Here is a 24,848-nt window from a genome sequence, read left to right as displayed (position 1 = left end):
ATCATGAAGTTCGCTCACTTCTTCGTTGACAGACCCATCTTCGCCTCGGTGCTGTCGATCGTCGTGGTCCTGGTCGGCTACATTTCCTATCTGGCGCTGCCCGTGGCGCAGTACCCGGAGATCGCGCCGCCAACCATCGTGGTGCGCGCGTCCTACCCGGGCGCCAACGCCCAGACGGTGGCGGCGACCGTGGCCACGCCGATCGAGCAGGAGATCAACGGCGTCGAGGACATGCTGTACATGACCTCGAACTCGTCGAGCGATGGCTCGATGCAGCTGACGATCACCTTCAAGCTCGGCACTGACCTCGACACCGCCAACGTGCTGGTGCAGAACCGCGTCGCCGTGGCGTTGCCGCGCCTGCCGGTGGAGGTGCGCAACCTCGGCGTCACCACCCGCAAGAGTTCGCCCGACCTGATGATGGTCGTGCACATGTTCTCGCCGGACGCCAGCTTCGACGATCTGTACATCTCCAACTATTCGCTGATCCGGGTCCGCGACCAGCTGCTGCGCCTCGAGGGCGTCGGCGACATCACGCTGTTCGGCGTACGTGAGTATTCGCTGCGCGTCTGGCTGAATCCTGACCGGCTCACGTTCTATGGCCTCACCACCACGGACGTGGTGTCCGCCTTGCAGGAGCAGAATGTGCAGATCGCCGGCGGCGCCCTTGGCGGCCCGCCAGTGCCGGAGGGCTCGGCGTTCCAGCTGACGGTGCAGGCCCAGGGCCGCTTCCAGGACGTCAGGCAGTTCGAGAACATCATCATCAAGTCAGGCGCCGGCGGACGCCTGGTGTTCCTGAAGGATGTGTCGCGCATTGAGCTTGCGGGTCGCGACTACACCAGCAACTCCTACCTGAACGGCAAGCCGGCCATTGGCATTGGCGTCTATCAGCGCCCTGGCACCAATGCGCTTCAGGCCTCCGCCGCCGTGCAGGCCAAGATGGAGGAGCTGAAGAAATCCTTCCCCGTCGGCCTCGATTATCGCATCGCCTACAACCCGACGATCTTCATCTCTGAATCGGTGCATGAGGTTTACAAGACCCTGTTCGAGGCGATCATCCTGGTCGTCATCGTCGTGCTGGTGTTCCTGCAATCCTGGCGCACGGCGCTCATTCCGGTCATCGCCATTCCCGTCTCGCTGATCGGCACGTTCGCGGCGATGGCCGCATTCGGCTTCTCGCTCAACAATCTGACGCTGTTTGGCCTGGTCCTCGCCATCGGCATCGTCGTCGACGACGCCATCGTCGTGGTGGAGAACGTGGAGCGCAACATCGCCGACGGCTATTCGCCCAGCGAGGCGGCGCACCGCACCATGGACGAGGTCGGCGGCGCGCTGATCGCCATCGCCCTCGTGCTGTCGGCGGTGTTCGTGCCGACGGCCTTCATCTCCGGCATCACCGGCCAGTTCTACCGGCAGTTCGCCCTGACCATCGCCGTGGCGACGATTATTTCCGCCTTCAACTCGCTGACGCTTTCGCCGGCCCTGTGCGCGCTGTTCCTGAAGGGGCACGAAGCCGGCCACGCGCCGCCGCGCAATATATTCGCCCGGGTCGGTCGCGGTTTCGCCAACGGCTTCAACCGGGGGTTCGACAGCACGTCGTCGGGTTACGCCCGCACCGTGCGCGGCATTGTCGCCCACAAGATCCCGCTGATCGGCGCGCTGGTGGTTTATTGCGGCCTGCTGTTCGGCGCCGGCTATCTGGGCAACAAGGTGCCGACCGGCTTCATCCCGCGTCAGGACCAGGGTTATCTGATCGCCATCGTGCAATTGCCGGACGGCGCCTCGCTCACCCGCACCGACGCGGTGATGCGGCGGGCGTCGGAAATCGTCAAGGATACGCCCGGCGTCGCCGACGCCATTGGCATCGTTGGCATTTCCGGTTCGACGTTCACCCCCTCGTCAAGCCAGGGCATCATGTTCGCGCCGCTCAAACCGTTCGATGAACGCACCGGCCCTGGCATGAAGGACTTCGAGATCGCCGGCGAGGTCATCAAACGGCTCGGCGTCATCCAGGAGGCGTTCACGATCGCCGTGCCGCCGCCGCCCGTGCGCGGCCTCGGCACTTCGGGCGGCTTCAAGATGATGGTGCAGGACCGCTCCGGCGCCGGTCTGGAATCCCTGCTGGCGGCGACGCGGGGCATGATCGCCGAGGCCAACAAAAACCCGGACCTGGCGCGCGTCTACACGACCTTCGGCATCAACACGCCGCAGATCTATCTGGATATCGACCGCGCCAGGGCGCGCATGCTCAACGTGCCGCTGTCGAACGTGTTCGCGACCCTGCAGGTGAATCTGGGCGGCGCCTACGTCAACGACTTCAATGCCTTCGAGCGCGTGTATCAGGTGCGCGCCCAGGCTGACGCGCGCTTCCGCGCCGAGCGCGAGCGCATCCTGCGCCTGAACGTGCGGACGGCGGACGGCGCCCAGGTGCCGCTTGGCTCCCTGGTGAGCATCCGCGATGTCGCCGGCCCGGACCTGGTGCAGCGCTATAATATGTACACGTCAATCCCGGTGCAGGGCGAAACCCCGCCCAACATTGCCTCGGGCGTCGGCCTCAACGCCATGGAAAAGGTCGCGGCCCAGACGCTGCCGTCCGATCTGGGTTATGAGTGGACGGACCTGGCCTACCAGGAAAAACTGGCGGGCAACACGGCCGTCTACATCTTCGCCCTGTCGGTGCTGTTCGTCTTCCTGGTGCTGGCCGCCCAGTATGAAAGCTGGTCGTTGCCGCTGGCGATCATCCTGATCGTGCCGCTGGCCGTGCTGGCGGCGCTCACTGGCGTCGTGTTGCGCGGCATGGACAACAATATCCTGACCCAGATCGGTCTGGTGGTGCTCATTGGCCTTGCCGCCAAGAACGCCATCCTGATCGTGGAGTTCGCGCGACAACTTGAGGATGAGGGCAAGGGCATCGTCGACGCCGTGGTTGAAGCCGTGCGGTTGCGCCTGCGTCCGATCCTGATGACCTCCTTCGCCTTCATCCTCGGCGTGGCGCCGCTGGTGGTGGCGCGTGGCCCTGGCGCGGAGATGCGTCAGGCGCTCGGCACGGCGGTGTTCTTCGGCATGATCGGCGTCACCTTCTTCGGCCTCTTCCTCACGCCGGTGTTTTACGTGGTGATCCGTAAGTTGTCGGACAGGCTGGCGGGGCTGTTCAGGCGACGGCCGGCGCCGCCGCCCGTTCACTGAAGCACCTGCGTTGTCCATGAATTTCACGCCGCCGCCTGTTAAAAGCGGCGGCGTTCGTCTTGACGCCGTCCAGGTCCCGGTATCGAATTGGAATGATTATAGCCTGTTGGGGAATGCGGGCATTGCCGCCGTCGGGCATAGTCCTGGTTCATACGGGAAGGCGACAGTAGATGACGAAAACACATATCCTGTCTGGTAAACGCATGCTCTGCGGTCTTGCCCTCGCCATGCTGCTTGGCGCGGGGGCCACTGCGGTCGTCGCCCAGGAAGATCCCGTCGCCGCCCGCAAGGCGCTGTTCAAGCAGATGGCCGGCGCGCTGAAGGCTCCAGGGCAGATGCTGAAGGGTGAAACGCCGCTGGATCTGGCCAGGGTGAAGGAAGGGCTTGCCGTCGTCGCCGCCAATTCTGCGAAGCTGGGCGGCCTGTTCCCCGAGACGTCGAAGGCCGGCGATACGGGCGCCCTGCCGAAGGTCTGGGAAGACAAGGCCGATTTCACCGGCCGGTTCGACACGTTGGGCAAGGACGCCGCCGCCGCCATCGTCTCCATCAAGGATATGGACAGCTTCCGCGCCGCCATGCCCAGGGTGCTGGGAAATTGCGGCGCCTGCCACAAGATTTATCGCAAACCGACCTGAGGCGGCGATGACAGGTGGGACAGCGCCCGCCAGCGGCGGGGAGGCGGCGGCGCAGGCTTCCCGGATTGCCGTCTGGGATGCGCCGATCCGGCTCTATCACTGGGCGCAGCTGGCGCTGGTGTGCGGCGCCTATTACACCCAGTGGCAGATGAGCCCATCGGCGGACCCGACCATGCGCTGGCACCGTTGGTGCGGTTACGGCATACTGGTCCTGCTGGTTTTCCGGCTGCTGTGGGGCTTCGCCGGCAGCGCCACCGCGCGCTTCGCCAGCTTTATCCCGTCGCCGGGCGCCATCCTGCGTTATGCCGGGCAACTCGCCCGTGGCCGGGCGCCGAAGTTTCTGGGGCACAATCCGTTCGGCGCCCTCATGGTGTCGGCGCTGCTCCTGTTGTTGGCGGCCCAAGCCCTGTCGGGCCTGTTCACGGCTGACTCCAATGGCATTTTTGGCGGGCCGTTCGGTCATTTCGACATGCTGGAGGAGTCGCCGGCATGGAAGGCCGGGCTGCAACGCTGGCACCATCGGGGCGCCAATATTCTGCTGGCGTTCATTGCCATCCACGTGCTGGTCAATCTGTTCTACCAGTTCGTCCGGCGCGACCGCCTGGTGACGGCCATGGTTACCGGCGTCAAACCCGCCGGCGATTACGCCGACGATGTCGCCGGGCAATCCCATGTCGCGGCGCGAATTCCTGCCCGCGCCCTGACCCTCCGCGCCATTCTCTGCCTCGCGGCGGCGCTCATCGTCGTCTTCGGCGGTCTGTTCCTCGGCGGCGGCAAGCTCTGAGAAAGCGGGCTGCTTTCTGGGGAATGGTTTCGCTCTCGCCGCCGCGCTCCATGTCCAGATTCATGCCCAGATTCATGTCCTGATCAGCGCCCGGGCCGGCCGCGGATCAAGGCGTCGGCATGCGCCGTTCAGGCGCGCCATGCCCGCGCCTGCGGGCGTCCACCCTTTTAAGGGTTACGGGTTGCGACCGGGCGGCTTTTCACACCCCCCAGCGCTCCAGCCCCAGGGGCGCGTCTCTCAACGCCAGACGCCAGCAAAATGGTGCACCGGTCCGTGGCCGCCGCCGATCTGCAACTGGTCAGCGGCCGCCAGCGCTTCGGTCAGATAAGCCTTGCCGCCCGCCACCGCCGCCTCCAGCGTCGCGCCTTTCGCCAACAGCGCGGCGATGGCCGATGACAGGGTGCAGCCGGTGCCGTGGGTGTTGCGGGTGTGGATGCGCGTCGCGCTGAAACGCCGGACGCCGTGCGCGGTCACCAGCACGTCGGTGCTTTCCGGCCCGGCGCCGTGTCCGCCCTTCACCAGCACCGCGCGCGGCCCCAGCGCCAGCAGGCGCGCGCCCTGCTGCTCCAGCTCCGCATCGCTGGCGGCGACGGCTTCGCCGAGCAAAGCGGCGGCCTCGGGCATGTTGGGGGTGAGCAGGGTGGCGAGCGGCAGCAGCTCCTGCCGCAGGGTCGCCACCGCGTCTTCGCTGATCAACCGGTCGCCGCTGGTCGCCACCATCACCGGGTCGAGCACCACCGGCCGCATGCCGTGCTGCGGCGCATGGCGACGCAGGCCATCGGCCACGGCGCGGATGGTTCCGGAGTTGGACAGCATGCCGATTTTCACCGCATTGACCGGCAGATCGCTGAACACCGAATCGATCTGGGCGGTCACGAAGTCCGGCGGCGTATCGCATACGCCCTGCACGCCCAGGGTGTTCTGGGCGGTGAGGGCGGTGATGACGCTGGCGCCATAGACGCCGAGCGCGGAAAACGTCTTCAGGTCCGCCTGGATTCCGGCGCCGCCGCCTGAATCCGATCCTGCAATGGTGACGGCGATGGCGGTCAAGGTGAACTCCCGGCAAAACAATCCCGCATGTAACGGCGCCCCGCTTTTTGCCCGCCCAATGGCAAAACCGCAAATCCGGGCGCGGGCCGGGCGTCAGCCCCGCCGCGCCGCCTCGATCGCCGCCACGTCGATTTTGGTCATGTTCATCATCGCCTCGAAGGCGCGCCGCGCTTCTTCGCCGCCCGCCGCCAGCGCCGCGCTCAGCGTCCGTGGGGTAATCTGCCACGAGACGCCCCACCGGTCCCGACACCAGCCACAGGCGCTTGCCTCGCCGCCATTGGCGACAATGGCGTTCCAGTAGCGGTCGGTTTCCTCCTGATCGTCGGTGGCGATCTGGAACGAAAAGGCTTCGCTGTGTCTGAACGCCGGACCGCCGTTGAGCCCCAGACAGGGGACGCCGGCGACGGTGAATTCAACGGTCAGCACATCGCCTTTCTTGCCGGATGGGTAGTCGCTGGGCGCGTGGTGAACGGCGGTTACGGCGCTGTCGGGAAAGGTCGCAGCGTAAAAGCGCGCCGCCGCCTCGGCGTCCTTGTCGTACCAGAGGCAGATCGTGTTCTTGTGCATCGCTTGTCCTTTCGCGGGAACGGCGCCTCTCCGGCGCTGGAGCGCCTGTTGCGCTGGCCGGTGTTGAGGGGCGCCGGAGCGGGGTGACGACAACACCAGCCGCCAACCCCAACCCCCACCCCGGAATACAGACGCAACGCGCGCCGGCCGCCCTTGTTTCCCGCATGTTCCCCGCGCAGCTACCCGCCGCAGCGCCGCGCGGATGACCCACGGCCGCGTCACGCCATCAGAACGCCGCGCGGAACGCCCCGCCGTCGATCAGGAAATTCTGGCCGGTGATGTAGCCAGCGTGCGCGCTGCAGAGGAAGGCGCACAATTTGCCAAACTCGTCGGGCTCGCCAAAGCGGCCAACGGGAATCGCCGCCGCCCGCTCACGCGCCACGGCGGCGGCGTCGCGCCCGGCGGCTTCAGCCGCGCCGCGCATGATGCCGGTCAGCCGGTCGGTGGCGAAGGCGCCTGGCAGGATGTGGTTCACCGTCACGCCGCGCGGCGCCAGCTGCCGGGCCACGCCAGCCAGAAAGGCGGTGAGGCCGGCGCGCGCGCCGGACGACAGGTCCAGCCCCTCGAGCGGCGTCAGCACCGAGGCCGAGGTAATGTTGACGATGCGTCCGAAGCCGCGCTCCGCCATGCCAGGCGCCAGCGCCTGCACCAGTTCGATCGGCGTCACCATGTTCTGGGTGACGCCGCGCAGGATCTTCTCCCGATCCAGCGTCGTGTAGCTGGCCGGCGGCGGCCCGGCGTTATTGTTGACCAGGATGTCGGCGTCGGGGCAGGCGGCCACGAGGCGCTGCTGGCCCTCGGGCGTCGAAACATCCGCCGCCACCGCCGTCGCCGCGCCGCCGGCCGCGCGAATCGCTTCCGCCGTGGCCGTCAGCGTCGCCGTGTCGCGGCCATTGATCACCACATGGCAACCCGCCGCCGCCAGCGCTTCGGCGCAGGCGCGCCCCAGCCCCTTGCTGGAGGCGCAAACGATGGCCTTGCGGCCGGCAATGCCCAGATCCATGGCGTTTTCCCCGTTCCTTCGTCTGTCCGGCAGCGATCAGACGCCTAGCCCGTCCGCCGGTCAATGCCCCGCCTGTCATCAGAGTGACAACCGCCGCCGTCATACATGACGGCAGGACGCATGACGGCGGGCGCGCGCGGCGCCAGAACGTCAGGCGCGTCCCGCCAGACACTGGCGCGTTCTCCAGCGACAGGAGGCAGGGCATTGGCCATGGACCAGACGGCAAAGCCCGACGATGACGTCATCCGGGTGCGGGCCATGTTCATTTCCGACGCCCATCTGGGCACGCGCGGCTGCCAGGCCGCGATGCTGCTCGACTATCTGCGCCATTACGACGCCGACGTGATCTATCTGGTTGGCGACATGATCGACGGCTGGCGGCTGCGCTCCGGCTGGTACTGGCCGCAGTTGCATAACGACGTGGTGCAGAAGCTGCTGCGCAAGGTGCGCAAGGGCGCGCGGCTGATCTACGTGCCTGGCAATCATGATGAATTCCTGCGTGACTATGTGGGAAGCAATTTCGGCGACATCGAAATCTGCGATCGCGCGGTGCATGAATCCGCCGATGGAACCCGCATGCTGGTGATCCATGGCGACCAGTTCGACATTGTCATGCGCCATGCCCGCTGGCTGGCCTTTCTGGGTGACGGCGCCTATGCGGCGGCGCTCATGGCCAATACCTGGCTCAACGTGGCCCGCCGCAAACTCGGCCTGACCTACTGGTCGCTGTCGGCCTGGGCCAAGCTGAAGGTCAAGGACGCGGTCAATTTCATTGGCAGCTTCGAGGAATTGCTGGCCAGCGAGGCGCGCCGTCACGCGGTCGACGGCGTCATCTGCGGCCACATCCATCACGCCGCCATGCACGACCGCTTTGGCGTCCGCTACATGAACACCGGCGATTGGGTGGAAAGCTGCACCGCCCTGGTGGAGCATTATGACGGGCGCTACGAACTGCTGCGCTGGGCTGACATCGTGCGTGAGCGCGAGGCCCGCGCCGCCGCGGCCCTGCCCGCTGTCGCGGTGAGCAGCGCCGTCGCGCCCCGCAAGGCGGCGTAGCCGCTGGTCTGCCCCGGCCGCGCCCGTCGCGCCGCCGCCCGCCATAACTGTTTCCCGTTTGCCAGGCAGGGCCCATGCATATTGTCATCGCCAGCGACGCCTGGCGCCCCCAGGTCAACGGCGTTGTCCGTTCGCTCGAGAATATGGCGGCCCATGCCGCCGGTTTCGGCGCCAGGGTGCATTTCATCACGCCCGACCAGTTTCGCACCTTGCCGATGCCGGGCTACCCGGAAATCCGCCTCGCCCTGACCACCGGACGCGCCATGCAGCGCCGGCTGGCGGCGTTGCAACCGGATTATGTCCATATCGCCACGGAAGGGCCGGTGGGGCGCGCCGTGCGCGCCGCCTGCCTGGCGACGGGCCGGCCGTTCACCACCAGCTATCACACGCGCTTTCCCGAATATGTCGCCGCCCGCATGCCGGCGCCGGAGGGGCTGATCTACGGCTTGCTGCGTCGCTTCCACAATTCCGGCGCCGGGGTGATGGTCAGCACCCCCAGCCTGGCGCGCGAGTTGCAGGGGCGCGGTTTTCGCAATGTCATGCACTGGTCGCGCGGCGTCGACGGCGTGTTGTTCCGGCCGCGCCGCAAGGGGCTGCCGGGTCTGGCCGGGCCGCTGTTCCTCTATGTCGGCCGGGTGGCGGTGGAGAAAAACCTCGACGCGTTCCTGTCGCTCGATCTGCCGGGAACCAAGGTGATTGTCGGCGATGGTCCGGCCCGGGCGGAACTGGCGCGGGCCTGGCCGGACGCCTGCTTCCCTGGCGTCCTGACCGGCGAGGCGCTGGCTGAGGTTTACGCCGCCTGCGACGTGTTCGTCTTTCCCAGCCGCACGGACACTTTCGGCATTGTCCTGCTGGAGGCGCTGGCGTCCGGACTGCCGATCGCGGCTTTTCCGGTGACCGGTCCACGCGATGTCATCGGCGATTCCGGCGCCGGCGCCCTGGATGAAGACCTGCGGGCGGCGGCCCTGCGCGCGCTCCGGATTGATCCCGCGCTCTGCCGCGCCTGGGGCGAACGCTTCACCTGGCGCGCCAGCGCCGGCCAGTTCTTCAACAATATCATTGCCGCCCACGCCGCCGTTGAATCAGGCCCGCAAGATGCGCCAGGCTTGCAAGATGCGCCAGGCCCGCAAGATGCGTCAGGTTCGCAGGAGCGCCGGCCGCCTTTCCCGTTGATGCTGGCTCCAGATCAGGACGGCAGGTCGCCCTGGCCGTGATCCAACGGTTCAGGCAGGGGCGGTTTATGCAAACAGGAAAACCTTGATGGTCCAGAGCCTTGCCGGCGTTGCATGAATCAGTGTTCCGGGAAGGTGGAAATATTGAAAAATTCTTTGAATTCAATTTGATAGGGCTATTTCAGGATTCTGGTTCCCAAGGCGCCATCCGTCCTTGCCATGCGCCAGCGACCCCCGCCTGCATCCAGGCGCGCCAGCCGTGCAAAAAAGGACTCAGCCCCCGCCACATAAGCGCGCCGGTTGATTCAGCTCGGCAGCGGCTACCGGCGATCGCCTGCGATGGTTTCGCGAAGGCCCCGCGCGTGTCGCGGGCGTCCATGCGCCGCGGCGGACGCCACGCGCCCGCCTGGACGCCGGATAATCCGGCGCGCCCGTATCACCAATAAAATCAGTCCGTTGCCGCCGTTCCGTGAATCAACCTCTGACCAGATCCTACCGGCGCGCCCGGCCGGGAGCGGCAGGGCCCATATCCTGGTCGTTCAGCAACCTGGCGGTGATTTCCTGAATCAGTTTCTGAACCGCCGGGTGCTCTTCCTGGCCATGTCCAGCGGCCGGAGCCTCATGGCGAACCGGTCGTGGCGCGGGCGCGGCGGGCTTCGCCGTCCCCGGATTTGGCGCGGCGGGCTGGCCGCCGGCAGGGCGCGCGCCAGCGGGAGTTGCGGGCGTTGCGCGGGCTTGCGGCGCGCTGGCGTGGGTGGACGCCGGGGGAGGCTGGCGGCGCATGGCGGGCGCTTCAGGCGTCGCCACGTCGCTTTGGGGCGTCGCCGTCACCAGTTCCGCCAGCGTGGCCGTGGCGCTGACCGCCTGCTCGTCGCCAAGCTGCTGCACGGCGATGATCTCATCCATATCGAGCACCCGCGCGTCGATGCTGTCGCAGGCGCGCCGCGCGCGCGCCGCGCAGTCATCGTCCATCCCGGTGTCGATCAGCGACCGCAGGGCGTTGCCCGCCGCCTGAATGTCATCCGCCGCCGCCTGCAGGTCGGCGCGGGCGCGGGCGCCGATGCGCGCCGCGTATTCCAGCGCCGGCACGGCCTGGGCGATGGCGGCCTGCAAACGCACGGCTTCACCGTCTGCCCGCCGGGCAGGGGCCGCGGCGACGGCGCCCTGTCTTGCGTCGAGCAGGGCGTGCTCCAGCTTCTGCACCGCGTCCAGCAGCGTCCGCGTTTCCGATGAGCGCGTGCGGCGGGCGAATTCGCGCAGGAAGCTGCGACCGCGCGCCGTTTCCATCAGGGCGGTCCAGATCGGCAGATATTCATCGTCCGTCAATTGCGTCGACGTCGCGATATCCTGGATGCTCATGGGGCGGCCCGTGTGGTTGCGCAGGTGCGGAAAGACCGGCGATAAAGCTGGTCCAGCCTGGAAATATTGACGCGGCCATGGCTAACAAAGCCTTAACGCCGCCGGTTCAACCGGGTTGGCGGCGCCCTATCCCCACAGCGCCCGTTCCGGCGGCCACACCACGGCGCCATCGTAAACCAGGCCGTGCTCCCGGTCGTGCGCCAGCAGCAACGGCCCGTCCAGATCGACGAACCGGGCGCGCGGGGTCAGCAACATGGCCGGCGCCATCGCCAGCGACGTGCCGACCATGCAGCCGACCATCAGGCCAAAGCCCATGTCCCCGGCTTCGCGCGCCATGGCTAGCGCTTCGGTGAGGCCGCCAGCCTTGTCCAGCTTGATGTTCACCGCATCATAGCGGTCGCGCAGGGCGGCGAGGCCCTCGCGGGTGTGGACGCTCTCGTCGGCGCATAACGGCACGGGCCGCGCGAGGCCGGCCAGCGCCGCGTCCTCCGCCGCCGGCAGCGGCTGCTCGATGAGCGCCACGTCGGCCCCGGCGCAGGCGTCGAACAGACGCGGCAGATCGGCCAGGCGCCAGCCCTCGTTGGCGTCCACCAGCAACGTCGCCTCCGGCGCGGCGTTGCGCACGGCCCGGATGCGCGCCGCATCGCCCTCTGGCGCGCCGAGCTTGATCTTCAGCACCGGCCGCCCGGCCTCGATCGCCGCCGCCGCCCCGGCCGCCATCACCTCCGCCGCGCCGAGGCTGATGGTGAAGGCGGTGGTCGCCGGTCTGATGCGGTCAAGCCCGGCCAGCACGTGGGCTGGCGCGCCGGTAAGCTTCGCTTCCAGGTCCCACAGGGCGCAGTCCACCGCGTTGCGCGCCGCGCCGGCGGGCAGCAGCGCCAGCAATTGCTGGCGGCTGGCGCCGGCTTCCACGGCGGCGCGCGCCGCACCGATCGCCGCGACCACGCTGTCGATGCTCTCGCCATAGCGGGCGTAAGGCACGCATTCGCCGCGTCCCGCCACGCCGTTCTCCGCCAGATGCGCCACGACGACCACCGCCTCCGTCCGCGAGCCCCTGGCGATGGTGAAGCTGCCATTGATCGGGAAACGCTCGACGGTGACGCTGAGGACGCGCCGCGCGGGCGGATGAAGCGGAAGGTGCTCTGTCATGGCCGGGACCCTTGCCAGCGGATGCTCCGGCGCCATGCGCCCGATCGTCAACGCCAGGAAAACCGATCGCGAAACTGATCGCGAACTGATTTTGGATAACTGATTCCGGCAGTCTATTGTCGACAGGTAAATAATCCGGGCTGTATGTTCGCCCCTGTGCCCCGCCCGCGCTCGACATGCTGGCGCGCGGCCGTTATTTCTCAACGGCCTGATCTGCGTCAGGTGAGCGCGCGTTTGCCCCGCCGGCCGGCGACTGCGCCTGTTGTCGAACGGGGCATTTCTGCACGGAATGCTTTTCCCAGGCGCACCGCGCCTGCCAGCCAGGGGATGCGCCTTCTGTGACGGTTGATGAGCCACAGGCGGAAATCGAACGGCGCGGCAATGAGTTGAGGGCTGTCCTGTCCGGCGTCTGGACGTCGGCGCACGCCGGGCCTGTTGAGCAGGCCGCCGCCGCCATCATGCAGGAGAAGCAGGGCGCGGGGCAGGTCATCTTCGACCTGTCCGGCATTGCCTCGCTGGATACCCTGGGCGCCTGGGTTCTTGATCGCACCCGCCACCAGATTGGCGAGCTGGGCGCGCACGCTGATTTCGTTGGCGCGCGGCCGGAGCATCGGGTGCTGCTGGATGAGGTGGCCTATCGCGGCTTCCAGGAAACGCCGCCGCCCCCGCGTCGCTCCGGCATTATTGATTTCCTTGCCCAGGTGGGCGAAAGCGTCGTCCAGGCCGGCCGCGATCTGGTCAAGGGCGTCAGTTTCCTTGGCGAGGTCGTGGCGGCGATCTTTCGCGGTTGCCTGCATCCGGCGCGCTTTCGCCTGACATCCGTCGTCCACCACATGGACATGGTCGGATTTCGCGGCGCGCCGATCGTCGTCCTGATTTCCTTCCTCGTTGGCTGCATTGTCGCCCAGCAGGGCCTGTTCCAGCTGCAACGCTTCGGCGCCCAGGCCTTTGTCGTCAATCTGGTCGGCATCCTCACCTTGCGCGAATTGTGCGTGTTGCTGACCTCGATCATGGTCGCGGGCCGCTCGGGTTCGGCCTTCACCGCCGAGCTGGGGTCGATGAAAATGCGGGAGGAGGTCGACGCCCTGCGCGTCATGGGCCTCGATCCCATCGAGGTGCTGGTGCTGCCGCGCATCTTCGCCATCATCATTTCCCTGCCGCTGCTCACCTTCATTTCGGCCATGGCCGGATTGTTTGGCGGCGGTCTGGTGTCGTGGCTCTATGGCGGTATTCCGCCGGAAATCTTTCTCGTGCGCCTGCAACAGGCGGTGGGCATGAGCACCTTCCTCGTCGGCCTGATCAAGGCGCCGTTCATGGCGCTGGTCATCGGCGTCATCGCCACCCAGGAGGGGCTTGAAGTGCAGGGCTCGGCGGAGTCCCTCGGCCGTCAGGTCACCAGCTCGGTGGTGAAGTCGATCTTCATGGTGATCGTGGTGGACGGGCTGTTCGCCATGTTCTTCGCCGCGATCAACTATTGAGGAAAGGGGGCGCGGATGAGCGACGCGGCGTTACAGCCAGCAACCCAGCCGCCGCGGGAAATGGCGCGCCGCCTCGCCGGGCCGGACGCCGAGGTGGTGATCCGGGTCACTGATCTGGAGGTTGGTTTTGGACCCAAGACCATCATGAAGCACCTTAATCTCGATGTGCGTCGTGGTGAAATCCTCGGCTTCGTCGGTGCTTCCGGCACGGGAAAATCAGTGTTGACCCGCGCCATACTCGGGCTGGTGCCCAAGCGCGCCGGCAAGATCGAGGTGTTCGGCGAGGACCTCGACCGGTTGTCGCGCGCCGCGCGCAAGGCCATTGAGCAGCGCTGGGGGGTGCTGTTCCAGCAGGGGGCGCTGTTTTCCTCGCTCACCGTCAAGCAGAACGTCCAGGTGCCGATGCGCGAGTATCTTCACCTGTCCGAACGCCTGCTCGATGAGCTGGCCATGCTGAAGATCGAAATGGTTGGCCTCAGCCCCGACGCGGCCGACAAATTTCCCTCGGACCTTTCCGGCGGCATGATCAAGCGCGCGGCTTTGGCCCGCGCCCTGGCGCTGGATCCGGATATTGTCTTTCTCGACGAACCGACCTCGGGCCTTGACCCCATCGGCGCCGGTGAGTTCGATGAACTGATTTCTACTTTGCAGCAAACTTTGGGCCTGACTGTTTTCATGGTAACCCACGACCTGGACAGTCTCCATTCGGTATGTGACCGCATCGCCGCGCTGGGCGAGGGGAAGATCATCGCAGAGGGAACGATAGAGACAATGTTGGCCTCGACGAATCCCTGGCTCAAGGCATACTTCCATGGCAAGCGGGCCCGGGCCGCGTTCAGCGCGGGAAACTGACGCATGGAAACGCGCGCCAACTACGCTCTGATCGGCCTGTTTACCCTTGCGGTCATCACCGCGGGCTTCCTGTTCGTCTACTGGTTCAGCGGCGGCCAGAACGCCAATTCCCGCTATACCTACAAGGTAGCCTTCACCGGCTCCGTCTCCGGTCTTGGCCCCGGATCGCTCGTGACCTTCAATGGCATCCGGGTGGGCGAGGTGCGGGCCGTGTCGTTCGATCCGGAGAATCCGCGCCTGGTGATCGCGACGATTGACATCAGCCGCGACGTGCAGATCCGCAAGGACACCCGGGCCCTGCTGGACGTGCAGATCGTCTCTGGCGTGGGCTCTGTCGCGCTCGTGGGCGGGTCCGTGGATTCGCAGGTGGTCAAGCCGTGCCCCGACCCGGACTGCACCATCCGGGCCGAACGTTCTGACTTTCAGGACATTCTGGAAAGCGCCCGCAATGTCGCCAGGCGCGCCAATGAGGTGGCGGAGAAGCTGACGGTCATCATCGACCAGAACCAGGCCGCCATCGACGACACCATCCAGAACATCAACCGGTTCTCGAAGGCGCTCGGCGACAATTCGGATGGCGTGAACCGGTTCCTGTCCAGTGTTGGTCCCGCCGCCGACCAGGTGAAGGCGCTGGCGGGGAGCCTTGATGGCATCGCCCGCGAGATTGATGCGAAACAGGTGCGCGACATCGTCGCCAACGCCGACAAATTCACGGCGGCGCTTGGCAATTCCAGCGCCAATGTCCAGAAGACTGTCGACAACGTTGCGTCCATCACCGCCAAGATCAACAAGGCCTCCGATCAGGTCGAGGGCGTGTTGAAGGCGGTCCAGAGCTTCCTTGGCTCCACCAACGGCCAGGGCGCGGTCGACGCCATTACCCAGGCGGCCAACTCCATTCGCCAGCTGGCCCAGAACCTGGACAAACGCACGGCCGAGATCACCGCCGGGCTCAACCGTTTCACCGGCTCTGGCCTCGGCGAGGTGCGCAACCTGACCGTGGACAGCCAGCGCACCTTGGGCGAGATCAACCGGACCCTGCGCAGCATCAACCAGAATCCGCAGCAGTTCATCTTTGGGGCGAAGCCGTCGATCCCGCAATTTAACGGACGTCAGTAATGTGGAAGGCCTCTGACATGCGCGCCCTGCATCCAGCGCGGCTCGCGTTCGCGTTTGGCGGCGTCCTGCTGCTCGCCGGCTGCGGCGGCGGCCCCGCGCCGGCGACCTTTGACCTGTCAGCGGCCCGCGATTTCGGTCGTCTCGGCGGTGGCGGCCAGCTGGCGGTGACGGAGCCGGTGGCGCTGCAGCCAATCAACAGCGAACGCATCATCGTGCGTCAGGGCGCCTCGGTCAGCTTCGTTGGCGGCGGCCAGTGGTCCGACAAATTGCCGGCGCTGGTGCAGGCGCGCCTGATCCAGACTTTCGAGAACGGCAGCCGCATCGCCACCGTCGGCCGCCCCTCCACCCTGGCCAACGCCGGCGCCATGCTGGCGAGCGAATTGCGCGCCTTCGAGATCGACGCCACGCGCCAAGTGGCGGTGGTGGAAATCACCGCCCGCATCGTCCAGGCCAGCGGCCCGGTGACCGCCGCCCGGATCTTCCGCGCCGAGGTTCCGGTGAACGGCGCCATCGACGCCGCCAGCGCCACCCGCGCCCTGGACGAAGCCCAGCAGCAGGTGTTGGTGCAGATCGTCCGCTGGGCCTCGGGCGGGCGGCGCTAGACGCATCTTCCCGGCGGATCAGCCGCAGGCGAAACGCCGCTCCCCGTGACCGGGGCGTCGCGCCATGGCCGCGCGCCGCCTTCCGCCTCCGGGCGTCCTGTCGCCTCTACCGGGGGCCGCCCTGCGCGCTGACCGGCGGCCCCCGTCTGGCCTGATCACTGGCCGGCGTTGGGCTGACCCTGCTCCCTGACGAAGATCACGTCCATGCCAGGCGCTGCCCGGAAGCAACCGCGCAGCCGCGAAACCGTCCAGGTCGGTCGCGAGGGTGGTCCGGCGATTGCTGATGCGCGCCATGGCCGCCGGCAGCGGCTTTCCCGTCAGGCCGGCAGGGCGGATGATCAGTGCGGCGGCCGGCGCCTCATCGAAACCCGCCAGCCCCCAGCAGGGCCACCAATTGGGCGCAGGCCGGCGACGACGGGCATTGCGGGCGGCGCTACGCCTCGCGCTGAAAGCACCGCAAGCCCATGGGCCAACCGGCTCGCCGGAAATGCGCCCGACCATGGACCGGAACGCCGCGAGAGCCGCTGGTTCAGTCAAATCCGCAAACGTACTTTTCCGGTCGGGCGCTGACGTCGTCGCCGCGTCATCGCCGAAAATCCGCGCACGCTAAAAAAATGCCCCGGCGATTGCCGGGGCAGGGGTGCGGGTGATGATGCAAGCGCGCCGGGCAATGACCCCGGATATCCAGGCTCCGGATACTCAGGTCCCCGATAACCAAAGCCATGGCGCGTTTCCGGCTGAAACGCTGCATGGCCGTGGCGCGGGCCAGCGTTTCGCTGGCCCGACGCACGCGCCAGGCAGGTCAGGGCCGGTCCAGCCGGCCCGAGGCATGGGCCAGAATGGTGTAGACCTTGCCCGTATCCGAGGTCAGGTAGTTGCGCGCCATGGCGCCGTCCCTGTCGCTCTTGCGCACCTCGACCAGCAGCCGGTCGAATTCCTCCACGTAGCGATCGGCCGTCTGGCGGAATTCGGGATCCATGCGATAGCGGGCCCGGGCGTCGTCGAAGATTTTCTGGCCGCGCGCCGTGTACAGGTCCAGCCCGAAGGCGTGGGCCTCGCCACGGTTGCGCCGCGCCCAGGAGGCTTCGAGCGCCGTCATATTGATGAGTTCGCCGATATCGATCGACAGGGTGTCGAGCAGTTCGGCTGAGCTCATGGACGGCTGCGGCTGGTCCGCATCCTCCGCCTCGTCAGAGGCGCGGGTCAGCAGGTTGGAGAGCCAGCCGCCTTCAGCGCGCGCCTCTTCCCGCTGGCGCGCGGGCGTCGGTTCGCGACGTGCGGGCGCGGTCGGCGCGGGGGCCTGGTGAGACGGGGCCTGAGGGGCCGGCGTCTGGGCGCGGCTGGCCGCCGAGGCGACCGGCCATGCCAGCGGCGCGCTGTCGTCAGCCGCCGCCTGGACGGTCCTGGGCGCCTGGGCCGCTGGTTGCGGCGCGCGCTGCGGACGGGCAGGGGCCTGAGCCTGAGCCGGCTGGCCGTCGTTACGGGCGCGACCGGCGCGGTTGACGATCTCGTTGAGCTCGTTCAGCGCGCGGATCTGCTCGGCCACCACCCGGCGCATGGCGGCGGTGGACTGCTGCGTGTCGCGCGGCAGTTCGAACACGCCGCGGGCGATTTCCGAGCGCGTCACCTCCAGATCCTTGGTGATGGTCGCCGCCATCGACCGCACGTCCTCGGCGACGCCGCGGAACTTCGCGGTGGTCTGCTCGATGGCCTTGCCGGCTTCTGCCACGGCGCTCTCATAGGTGGCGCGCATGGTCTCGGTGGCGTTCTCCCGCTGCTGTTCGGCGGCGGCGCGCAGGGCGTCGTACTGGGCGGAGAGCTTTTCAGCCGCCTCGTCCGAGGTCTTGCGCAGCAGCGCCGTGATCTGGCTGGCGCGCTGCTCGGCGCTGCTGATCGACTTCTCCATCAGGGCGGTGAACGCGCCCGCCAGACGCTCCACGTCGGCCGTGCGCTCGCTGATGGCGCCGGTCATGGCGTCCAGCGTCTCGCGCTTGCCGTCCATGCCGGCGGCCAGGCGCTGTTCAGCCTCTTCCAGCTTGCCGACGCTGTCGCGCAGGGCGGCGATGCGTTCGCCGGCCAGCGTCGACAGGGCGCGGCTTTCCTCACCAAAGCGCGCGGCGATGGCGTTGGCTTCCGCCAGGGTGCTTTCGCTCACCGACTTCATCGCCGTGACCTGTCCGGCGAGCTCACGCGAGGCGCCGCCGGCGCCATCGGTCACCGCGCCGAGGACCGCGCCGAGTTCGGCGACGCGCTCGCTCAGGCCATTCTCGATGGCCGTCAGGTTACGGGCCGCGTGCACGCTGATCTCCTGAAGCTGGCGATTGGCCTGGGTCAGGCGTTCGATCAGCTCGGGCGCGTCCGTGCGCAGCCTGTCGCCGGCCTCGGCCAGGGCCGTGACCATGGCGTCCGCTGCGGCGCTGAGCGCATTGCGCAGGCCATCGGCCGCGGCGGTCGCCGTGGCGGCGGCGCCGCCAGCTTCAGCGCGCAGCCTGTCGCCCGCCTCGCCAAAGGCGGAAGTGGCGCTGCTGGTGACCGCGCCAGCTTCGGCCCGCAGCTTCTCGCCCGCGCCGGTGATGGCCACGACCGCCGTGCTGGCGGCCGTTTCAGCCTCCGCGCGCAGCTTGTCGCTGGCTTCGGTGAGGGCGGTGACCGCCGCGCCAGAAGCCGCGTCCGCGCCAGCGCGCAGCCTGTCGCCGGCTTCGGTGACGGCGGTGGCGGCGGTCCGGGCGGCCGTGTCGAGGGCGGCGCGCAGTTCGTCGGCGGCCGCGTCCATGGCGGCGCGCATGTCCTTCGCCGAGGCGGCGAAGTTGCGCGATGCTTCGGCGGCGCGAGCGCGCACCGCGTCGGCCATGGCCCCGGCGCTGGCGCCGATGGTTTGCGTGGCGACTTCGCTGATGCGGGCGACCTCGCCGGAGAGCTTGCCGGCGCTGGCGTCCACGGAGCCGACAAGGCGCTCGCCCTGCTCGGTCAGCGTGGTTTCAAGACGGTCGATCTGCGTCACCAGTTGCTCGCCAATGCGGCCGGCGTGCAGCCCAAGCAGATTGTCAAGCAGGCGGGCGCGGGCGTCGATGGTTTCCACCAGCGAGGAGCCGGCCGCGTCGAGCGTCTCGCTCGCCGCCTGGACGCGCTCGCCAATGACGGCGGAGATAGACTGGCCATAGCCATGGAAGACGTTGTCCAGACGGGCCAGCTGGCCGCCAACGCGCGCTTCCAGATGGCCGGCGCCCCGGGCGATGGCGTCGGCGATGTCGTCGCCGCGCGCGCCCAGATTGCTGACCAGCGCCACGCCGCGCTCGTCGAACAGCGAGGCAAGGCGGTCGATCTGGCCGGAAAGGCCGCCGCTCACCGCCACGCCATGGCTCTCCACCGTGTCGTTGAGGCGGCTGATCTGGGCGTCGAGCGCCGCCACCGCGCGGGCGGTGGTCTGCTCCAGCACGCCGGCGATCTCGCTGCCGCGACCGGACAGCAGGCCGATCATGCTGGCGCCCTTCTCGTCGAACAGGCCGCCCAGCTCGTCGATGCGCGCGCCCAGGGCCGCCGCCGCCGCGCCGCCGTGGCGGTCGAACAGGTTGGCGAGCCGTTCGGCGGACTCGGTCAGCGACGAGGTGAGGGAGGCGGTCTTGCCGTCGATCAGTCCGGCGATGTCCAGGGCGCGGCTGTCGAGCGCGCCGAGCAGCTTGCCGCCGCGGGCGTCGAAGTCGCCGATCATGGCGTCCAGGCGGGCGGTGAGCGCGCGACCCGCCGCTTCGCCGCGCGTGTCGAACGCCGCCGACAGGCGCTGCGCCGAGGCGTCGATGGCCGTTTCAAGGGCCTCGGTCTTCTGCTCGATCAGCACGGCCAGATCACGGCCGCGATTGTCCAGCGTGCTCGCCAGGCGATCGCCGCGACGGTCCAGATCGCCGATCAGGTTGTCGATGCGCGAACCCAGCGCCGCGACGGCGGAGCCGCCATGCGACTGCAGGGCGCCGGATATGCGCTCCACCGAGCTGGTGACGGCGCCTTCGATGCCGGAAGTCTGCGCCTCAAGGCTCTCGGCCAGCTTGCCCTGGCGCTCGTCCAGGGCGCTGATGAGGGCGCGGCCGTTGTCTTCGAGACGGGCCAGCATGCCGCTGATGCGCGCGCCAAGGGTGGCGGCCACGGCGCCGCCATGCTCGGCGAACGAGCCGGCGATGCGGCTGAGGGTGGCGTCGACGGTCGCGTCGATCTGGCTGGCCTGCTTCTCCAGCGCGCCGGCAAGGGCGCCCTGGCGCTGCTCGATTTCGCCGGCCAGGCGACGGGCGTTGCCGTCGAAGTCAGCGACCAGGTCGTTGATGCGGGCGCCGAGGGCGGCGACCGCCGAGCCGGTCTTGCTGGCGAAGCTGGACGAAATCCGCTCCAGCGAGGCGTCCACCGCCTCTTCCAGGCGAACGGTCTGGCTGTCGAGGCGCGCGCCGGCTTCCTTGCCGCGGTTCTCGATGGCCAGCACCAGGCGCTCGCCCTTGTTGTCCAGATCGCCGATGAGGCTTTCCAGACGCGCGGTGATCTCGCCGCCCATGCGGTCGGCGTGGGCGCCGAACACGCCCTGCAGGCGCTCCAGCTGGCCGCCCATGAACTTCTGGAAGCTGCTCGTGCGGGTGTCGAGCAGGTTGGCCATGTCGTGGCTGCGGGCGTCGAGGTCGCCCACCAGCTTGCCGCCCTTCTCGTCGAGCACGTTGGTGATGCTCTCCAGGCGCTGGTCAAGAGCGTCGACCAGACGGTCGCTCTTCGCCGAGAGCGCGCCGTTGACGCTGTCGAGCCGGCTGGCCACGGCGTTTTCGAACGTGGCGACATGCTTGCCAAGCGCTTCGCTGATCTCGGCCGCGCGGTTACCCAGCGTGACGTTGATCGAGTCGGCGCGGCCCACCAGCAGGCTGGCGAGGTTGGCGGTGTGGCGCAGGATGGCGGTGTTGATCTCGTCCGCCTTGGAGGTGAGGGCGCCTGCGACCTCGCTGCCGCCGTGCGACAGCACGCGGGCGATCTCGCCAGAACGGGTTTCCAGCGACTGGCTGATCGCGGAGGCGCGCGCCTCCAGGTTCTTGTCCAGCGAGCCGATGGCGTCATCGAGAATGCGCGTGAGCTCGGCGCTGCGCGTCGTGGCCCGCTCCTCGAACGTGCTGACGCGCGTGTCGATGATTTCGGCGGCGCGGCTGGCCTCGCGGGCCAGCTTCTCGGCCAGGCTCTCGCCACGGCCGACGACGATCGTCTCGATGCGCGAGATGCTGCCTTCGATGCGCTTGCTGAGGTCGTCGGTGGACGACACCAGCGTTTCCACCATCTTGCCGGCCGGCGCGATGACGCGCTGGTCGAGGCTGTTGAACTGGGCGGAAAGCGCCGCCTCGGCCTCGCGGGCGCGGGTGTGCAGGTTGTCGGTCAGGGTGGTGGCGTTGTTGGTCAGCGCCTCGTTGACGCGGGCCGCCTGGCGGGCGAGGGCGATAATGACCTCGCGGCCGCTGTTGGCCATGCTCTCGTGCGTGTCCGCCGCCTGCTGGGCCAGCAGGTTCTGCATTTCGGCGCTGCTGGTGCGGAACGATTCCGACACCTTGCCAAGGCTGGCGTCGATGGCCTCGATCGCCGTCCTGCTGTGGGCGTCGAGCGTGGCGCTGAACTTGCCGGAGGTTTCGCCGAAGGTGGCGCGCAGCTTCTCGACATAGCTTTCCACGTCGGAGCCGAGGCGGCCGAAGGTTTCGTCGAAGGTGACGCGCAGCTTGCCGCTCTGCTCGTTGGCGAGGCCGCTGAAGCGCGCGCCGGAGACGGAGATGGTCTTCTCGATGTCGGAGGCGGCGGTCTTCGCCTCCTGGCCGATGCGGGCGACGCCGGCGTCGATGGCGGCGCGCAGGGTGGCCCCGCGCTCGTCCAGCACCGTGGCGAAGGCGTCGGTGGACTTGGCGAACAGGCCTTCCAGCAGGTCGGCGTGGCTGGTGACGTCCTTGCCAAGCTTGCCGACCGTGTCCTCGAAGCTGGCGCGCAGGGCGGTGGTGCGGGCGTCGAACAGCGAGGCCAGCTGCTGGCCGGAGGCGGCGAGCGCCTTCTGCAGGGTGAGGCTCTGCTGCTCGAAGCTGCCGGAAAGCTGGCTGACGCTCGTCTCGAACACCTTGCGGGCCGAGGCGCTGTGGGCGTCGAGCTGCGAGGTGAAGCGGTCGCCCGAGGCCGCCAGGGTCGTTTCCAGCTTCTGGCTGTTGTCGGCGAGGGTGGCGCCCAGGCGCTCGACGGCGCCGACCAGGCGGTCGGCGAGGCCGCCGCCGCGCGTGCCGATCATCTCGACGACGACCTTGCCGGCGCCCTCGATCTTCTGGCGCAGGTCTTCGCTGCCGGCGGCGAGCGAAGCGCTCAGTTCCTTGCCGGAGGTCTGCAGGCGCTCATTGACGTCGCGGGCGCGCTCGGAGAGCGACTTGCTGACCGTCTCGCCGGTGGCGGCGAGCTGGCGCGACACGTCGGCGGCCGCGACGGCGAGGCCGGCCGTCATCTTCTCGCCGGCGGCGCCAAGCGACTTCTCGATGGCCTCCGACTTCTCCGTCAGCGACTTCGACACCGAGCCGCTGGTCGTGCTCATGCGCTCCACCAGATCGGCGCCGCGCGCCGTCAGCTGGTTGACCATCTGGTCGCCGGCCTTGCCGAGCGATTCCGCGATCTGCGCGCCGCGCGCCGCGAGCGAGTCGGTGACCTGGCCGCCAGCGGCCGCGACCGCCTCGGCGATGCTGCGGCTGGCGGTGAGCAGGTCGGTGGTGATGTGCTGGTGGGCGCCCTCGATGGCGGCCCGCACGCGCTCGGCGTTGGAAATGATGCCGTCGCGCTGTTCGCTCAGCTCCTCGACCAGGGCGCGGATGCGCACCTCATTGTCGGCGTAGGAGCGCTCCAGGGTGGAAATCTCGCTGCGGACCAGCGTTTCGAGTTCGCTGGCGCGGGCCAGGGCGCGCTCGACGCCGTCGCCCATGGCCGCCATCTCGCGGCGCACGGCCTGGGACAGGGACATCACCGAGTCGGAGGCCAGCGATTCCGGCTGCGCCATGCGCACGGCCGCGCCAAGCATGGCGCGCGAGGCCTGGTGCATCTGCGCCGCGCGAATCGCCATGGCGGCGATCAGGAAAAACAGGAAGACCGGCGCCAGCAGGGCGACGCCGGCGAGCGCGCCGCGCGTCGGGCCGAGGCGGGCGGCCATCTCATGCAGGGCAAGGCCCGCGAGGCCCAACTGGTCAGACAGCACCAGGGCGCCGGCGGCCAGCCAGAAAATCGAGGCCAGCAGCGCCACCGCATAGGGCAGGCGGGAAGCCCGGGCGCGGCCGATCCCGGCCAGCGTCTCCACGCTCACCCGGTCGTCATTGGCCACGCGGCTGGTGTCGGGAGACACGACCCGGCGCGGCTCAGGCGCGGGGCGGGACGTTCCGCTCGCGGGGGCCGCGCCAGAGGCAGCTTCCGCCGCCTTGCCGGCGTTGATCTTCTCTTCGTCAGCCCTGCCTGCGCCAACCTTGCTTTCTGCAACCTTCGCTTCGCCAGCCTTGCCAGCGTCAACCTTGCCAGCGTCGGCTGGCTTCGGCTCGGGCTTTGCGGCGGCTCCGGTTGTGGCGTCAGCCTTGTTGGCGATTTCTGGCTGGATGGCGAGCGCCGTGGCGCCGGCGGTCATCATCGCCGGCGCGCCAGTCGCGCGGCCAGCGGCCGGAGCGGCGGCCGCGGGCATGGAGGCGGCCGCAGGCATGGGCTGCGCCGGGGTCGAGCGGCTCAGCGCGGCGGGTGTCTCGACGCGGGGCAAACGCACAGGCTCCACTGGCGTTGCGCCGGGCAGCGGCGCTGGCGCACGGGCGGGCGCGCCAGCAGGCGCCCCTGCCGGAGCCGGAGTTTTGCCCGGTTCTGCCTTGCTGGTTTCAGCCTTTGTTTCAGACTTTGTCTCAGGCCCGACCTCAGCCTTGCTGGCGTCGCCGGCGGCGTTCTTTCCGTCGCCGACGCCCGCGGGCGCCGGCGTGGAAACGGGGGTGGTAGCAGTCGCCTGGGCGGGCGGCTTAACCGGATCCGTGGTCCTGGCGCCGGCGGCCACACTGGTGGGAGCGGCAGGGCGTGGGTCGGCGGCTTGCGGATCGGCGGGCTTCGTTTCCAGGCTGGTTCCAGCGGCGGCGATCCGGGTTTTGCCAACCTCCATCACCGGCTCCTTGCCGGTGGATGCGACGCGCGAAGGCGCAGCCGGGCCTGGCGCGCTGGGACGCGCCGGAGCGGCGGGCGTCGCTCCGGCCTGGGGCGCGGCCGGTCCTGAAACGGTAGCTGCGGCGGGCGCGGTCTTGCCAGTGGGCGCGGTCTTGCTGGCGGTCGCCGTTCCTCCAGAGGCGATGGCGGCGCCTGCCGGCGCGGTGGTCGCGGAAGCGGCGGTCGCGGGGCCAGAGGCGGCCGGGGCGGCGGTTTTGTCCTTGAGGGGCTCGCTGGCAGGCGTGGCTTTGCCGGAAGCCACGCTCCCGGGCGCCTTCACTGGAGTCAGTCGCTCAAGATCGCCAAGCCCGGCGCCAAGCAGCTCCTTTTCCAGAGCTGACAAAGCCGCCGCCGCGGGATCATTTAGCTTCTTGTCCTTCGACATTCTGCCGCCTCTTGAACCTGGTGTGACCAGGAAAAAACCGGAGCCCGGGAGAGGACGCGCCGGACGCACCTCTCCACAGACACCTCACCCATCTTTACTGTCCCGAGTTTAGTTCTGGGGCAGAGTCATTAAAACCCTTGGCCAGCCTCGATCTTCCAACGTCGTTAACGACTTTTTTACCAGATGTTTCATGGCGTTAACAGATCGTCCACCAATGTGGCGGAGCGTCCGGCCGATTATCCCGGAGCCGCCGCCATCGCCGACGCC

General features: G+C 68.4%; 15 protein-coding genes. 9 read left to right on the top strand and 6 right to left on the bottom strand.

All coding sequences use genetic code 11. The features are described from left to right. The first annotated feature begins 3 nt into the window (after nt 1-3). The 3 genes from EV666_RS07110 (at nt 4) to EV666_RS07100 (ending at nt 4,605) form a co-directional block, all read left to right on the top strand. Nucleotides 4-3,186 carry an efflux RND transporter permease subunit gene (locus EV666_RS07110; RefSeq protein ID WP_132005200.1) on the top strand — a complete coding sequence of 1,061 codons (3,183 nt, stop codon included), beginning with the start codon at nt 4-6 and terminating at the stop codon, nt 3,184-3,186. Between the two features lie 170 nt (nt 3,187-3,356). Next, nucleotides 3,357-3,821, top strand: coding sequence for a c-type cytochrome (locus EV666_RS07105; RefSeq protein WP_245514272.1), 465 nt, complete (start codon nt 3,357-3,359; stop codon nt 3,819-3,821). A 7-nt stretch (nt 3,822-3,828) separates the two neighbouring features. Then, on the top strand, nt 3,829-4,605 hold the full coding sequence (locus EV666_RS07100; RefSeq protein ID WP_132005197.1) for a cytochrome b/b6 domain-containing protein: 777 nt from the start codon (nt 3,829-3,831) through the stop codon (nt 4,603-4,605). 237 nt (nt 4,606-4,842) lie between these two features. Here EV666_RS07100 and thiD read toward each other — a convergent pair whose 3' ends face one another. From thiD to EV666_RS07085, 3 genes are all read right to left on the bottom strand, one after another. Beyond that, nucleotides 4,843-5,655: a bifunctional hydroxymethylpyrimidine kinase/phosphomethylpyrimidine kinase gene (gene thiD, locus EV666_RS07095; RefSeq protein ID WP_132005194.1), complete on the bottom strand. Its 813-nt coding sequence runs from the start codon at nt 5,653-5,655 to the stop codon at nt 4,843-4,845. Nucleotides 5,656-5,748: 93 nt separating this feature from the next. Further along, nucleotides 5,749-6,222, bottom strand: coding sequence for a VOC family protein (locus tag EV666_RS07090; protein ID WP_132005191.1), 474 nt, complete (start codon nt 6,220-6,222; stop codon nt 5,749-5,751). 226 nt (nt 6,223-6,448) lie between these two features. Further along, nucleotides 6,449-7,225, bottom strand: a complete 777-nt coding sequence (locus EV666_RS07085) for an SDR family oxidoreductase (protein WP_132005188.1) — start codon at nt 7,223-7,225, stop codon at nt 6,449-6,451. Nucleotides 7,226-7,435: 210 nt separating this feature from the next. On the opposite strand from EV666_RS07085, the gene EV666_RS07080 reads away from it, so the two are divergent. Both EV666_RS07080 and EV666_RS07075 read left to right on the top strand, forming a co-directional pair. After that, a complete protein-coding gene (locus EV666_RS07080) occupies nt 7,436-8,281 on the top strand; it encodes a UDP-2,3-diacylglucosamine diphosphatase (RefSeq protein WP_132005185.1) in 846 nt (281 codons plus the stop codon). A 74-nt stretch (nt 8,282-8,355) separates the two neighbouring features. Next, entirely contained in the window at nt 8,356-9,495 is a 1,140-nt protein-coding gene (locus EV666_RS07075; RefSeq protein WP_132005182.1) for a glycosyltransferase family 4 protein, read from the top strand. 450 nt (nt 9,496-9,945) lie between these two features. Here EV666_RS07075 and EV666_RS07070 read toward each other — a convergent pair whose 3' ends face one another. Together EV666_RS07070 and dgcA are read right to left on the bottom strand one after the other, a co-directional pair. Further along, nucleotides 9,946-10,812, bottom strand: coding sequence for a hypothetical protein (locus tag EV666_RS07070; protein ID WP_132005179.1), 867 nt, complete (start codon nt 10,810-10,812; stop codon nt 9,946-9,948). A 126-nt stretch (nt 10,813-10,938) separates the two neighbouring features. Next, nucleotides 10,939-11,961, bottom strand: coding sequence for an N-acetyl-D-Glu racemase DgcA (gene dgcA, locus EV666_RS07065; protein WP_132005176.1), 1,023 nt, complete (start codon nt 11,959-11,961; stop codon nt 10,939-10,941). A 338-nt stretch (nt 11,962-12,299) separates the two neighbouring features. Between dgcA and EV666_RS07060 the strand changes: the two genes are divergently transcribed. The 4 genes from EV666_RS07060 to EV666_RS07045 are packed head-to-tail and all read left to right on the top strand — an operon-like array spanning nt 12,300 to nt 16,009. Then, the gene (locus EV666_RS07060; RefSeq protein WP_376885338.1) at nt 12,300-13,439 is read left to right on the top strand and encodes an ABC transporter permease; all 1,140 of its coding nucleotides are present in this window, start codon (nt 12,300-12,302) and stop codon (nt 13,437-13,439) included. A gap of 60 nt (nt 13,440-13,499) precedes the next feature. Then, a complete protein-coding gene (locus EV666_RS07055; protein ID WP_245514278.1) occupies nt 13,500-14,291 on the top strand; it encodes an ABC transporter ATP-binding protein in 792 nt (263 codons plus the stop codon). A 3-nt stretch (nt 14,292-14,294) separates the two neighbouring features. Continuing rightward, nucleotides 14,295-15,407: an MlaD family protein gene (locus tag EV666_RS07050; protein ID WP_132005173.1), complete on the top strand. Its 1,113-nt coding sequence runs from the start codon at nt 14,295-14,297 to the stop codon at nt 15,405-15,407. Beyond that, complete coding sequence (locus EV666_RS07045; RefSeq protein WP_245514271.1) at nt 15,407-16,009, top strand: ABC-type transport auxiliary lipoprotein family protein; 603 nt, start codon at nt 15,407-15,409, stop codon at nt 16,007-16,009. Before EV666_RS07050 ends, EV666_RS07045 begins: the two co-directional genes overlap by 1 nt. An 802-nt stretch (nt 16,010-16,811) precedes the next feature. On the opposite strand, the gene EV666_RS07040 is transcribed toward EV666_RS07045, so the two are convergent. Further along, nucleotides 16,812-24,581: an apolipoprotein A-IV repeat region-like domain-containing protein gene (locus EV666_RS07040; protein WP_132005170.1), complete on the bottom strand. Its 7,770-nt coding sequence runs from the start codon at nt 24,579-24,581 to the stop codon at nt 16,812-16,814. Nucleotides 24,582-24,848: the final 267 nt, after the last annotated feature.

This window comes from Camelimonas lactis (assembly GCF_004342915.1).
Taxonomy (GTDB): Bacteria; Pseudomonadota; Alphaproteobacteria; order Rhizobiales; family Beijerinckiaceae; genus Camelimonas; species Camelimonas lactis.
This window is presented reverse-complemented; position numbering and strand designations above follow the sequence as displayed.

Bases quoted from the DNA above. Each gene is read 5' to 3' on its own strand.
- EV666_RS07110 (WP_132005200.1), top strand. From the start codon at position 4: ATGAAGTTCGCTCACTTCTTCGTTGACAGACCCATCTTCGCCTCGGTG.
- EV666_RS07105 (WP_245514272.1), top strand. From the start codon at position 3,357: ATGACGAAAACACATATCCTGTCTGGTAAACGCATGCTCTGCGGTCTT.
- EV666_RS07100 (WP_132005197.1), top strand. From the start codon at position 3,829: ATGACAGGTGGGACAGCGCCCGCCAGCGGCGGGGAGGCGGCGGCGCAG.
- EV666_RS07090 (WP_132005191.1), bottom strand. From the start codon at position 6,222: ATGCACAAGAACACGATCTGCCTCTGGTACGACAAGGACGCCGAGGCG.
- EV666_RS07085 (WP_132005188.1), bottom strand. From the start codon at position 7,225: ATGGATCTGGGCATTGCCGGCCGCAAGGCCATCGTTTGCGCCTCCAGC.
- EV666_RS07080 (WP_132005185.1), top strand. From the start codon at position 7,436: ATGGACCAGACGGCAAAGCCCGACGATGACGTCATCCGGGTGCGGGCC.
- EV666_RS07075 (WP_132005182.1), top strand. From the start codon at position 8,356: ATGCATATTGTCATCGCCAGCGACGCCTGGCGCCCCCAGGTCAACGGC.
- EV666_RS07070 (WP_132005179.1), bottom strand. From the start codon at position 10,812: ATGAGCATCCAGGATATCGCGACGTCGACGCAATTGACGGACGATGAA.
- dgcA (WP_132005176.1), bottom strand. From the start codon at position 11,961: ATGACAGAGCACCTTCCGCTTCATCCGCCCGCGCGGCGCGTCCTCAGC.
- EV666_RS07055 (WP_245514278.1), top strand. From the start codon at position 13,500: ATGGCGCGCCGCCTCGCCGGGCCGGACGCCGAGGTGGTGATCCGGGTC.
- EV666_RS07050 (WP_132005173.1), top strand. From the start codon at position 14,295: ATGGAAACGCGCGCCAACTACGCTCTGATCGGCCTGTTTACCCTTGCG.
- EV666_RS07045 (WP_245514271.1), top strand. From the start codon at position 15,407: ATGTGGAAGGCCTCTGACATGCGCGCCCTGCATCCAGCGCGGCTCGCG.
- EV666_RS07040 (WP_132005170.1), bottom strand. From the start codon at position 24,581: ATGTCGAAGGACAAGAAGCTAAATGATCCCGCGGCGGCGGCTTTGTCA.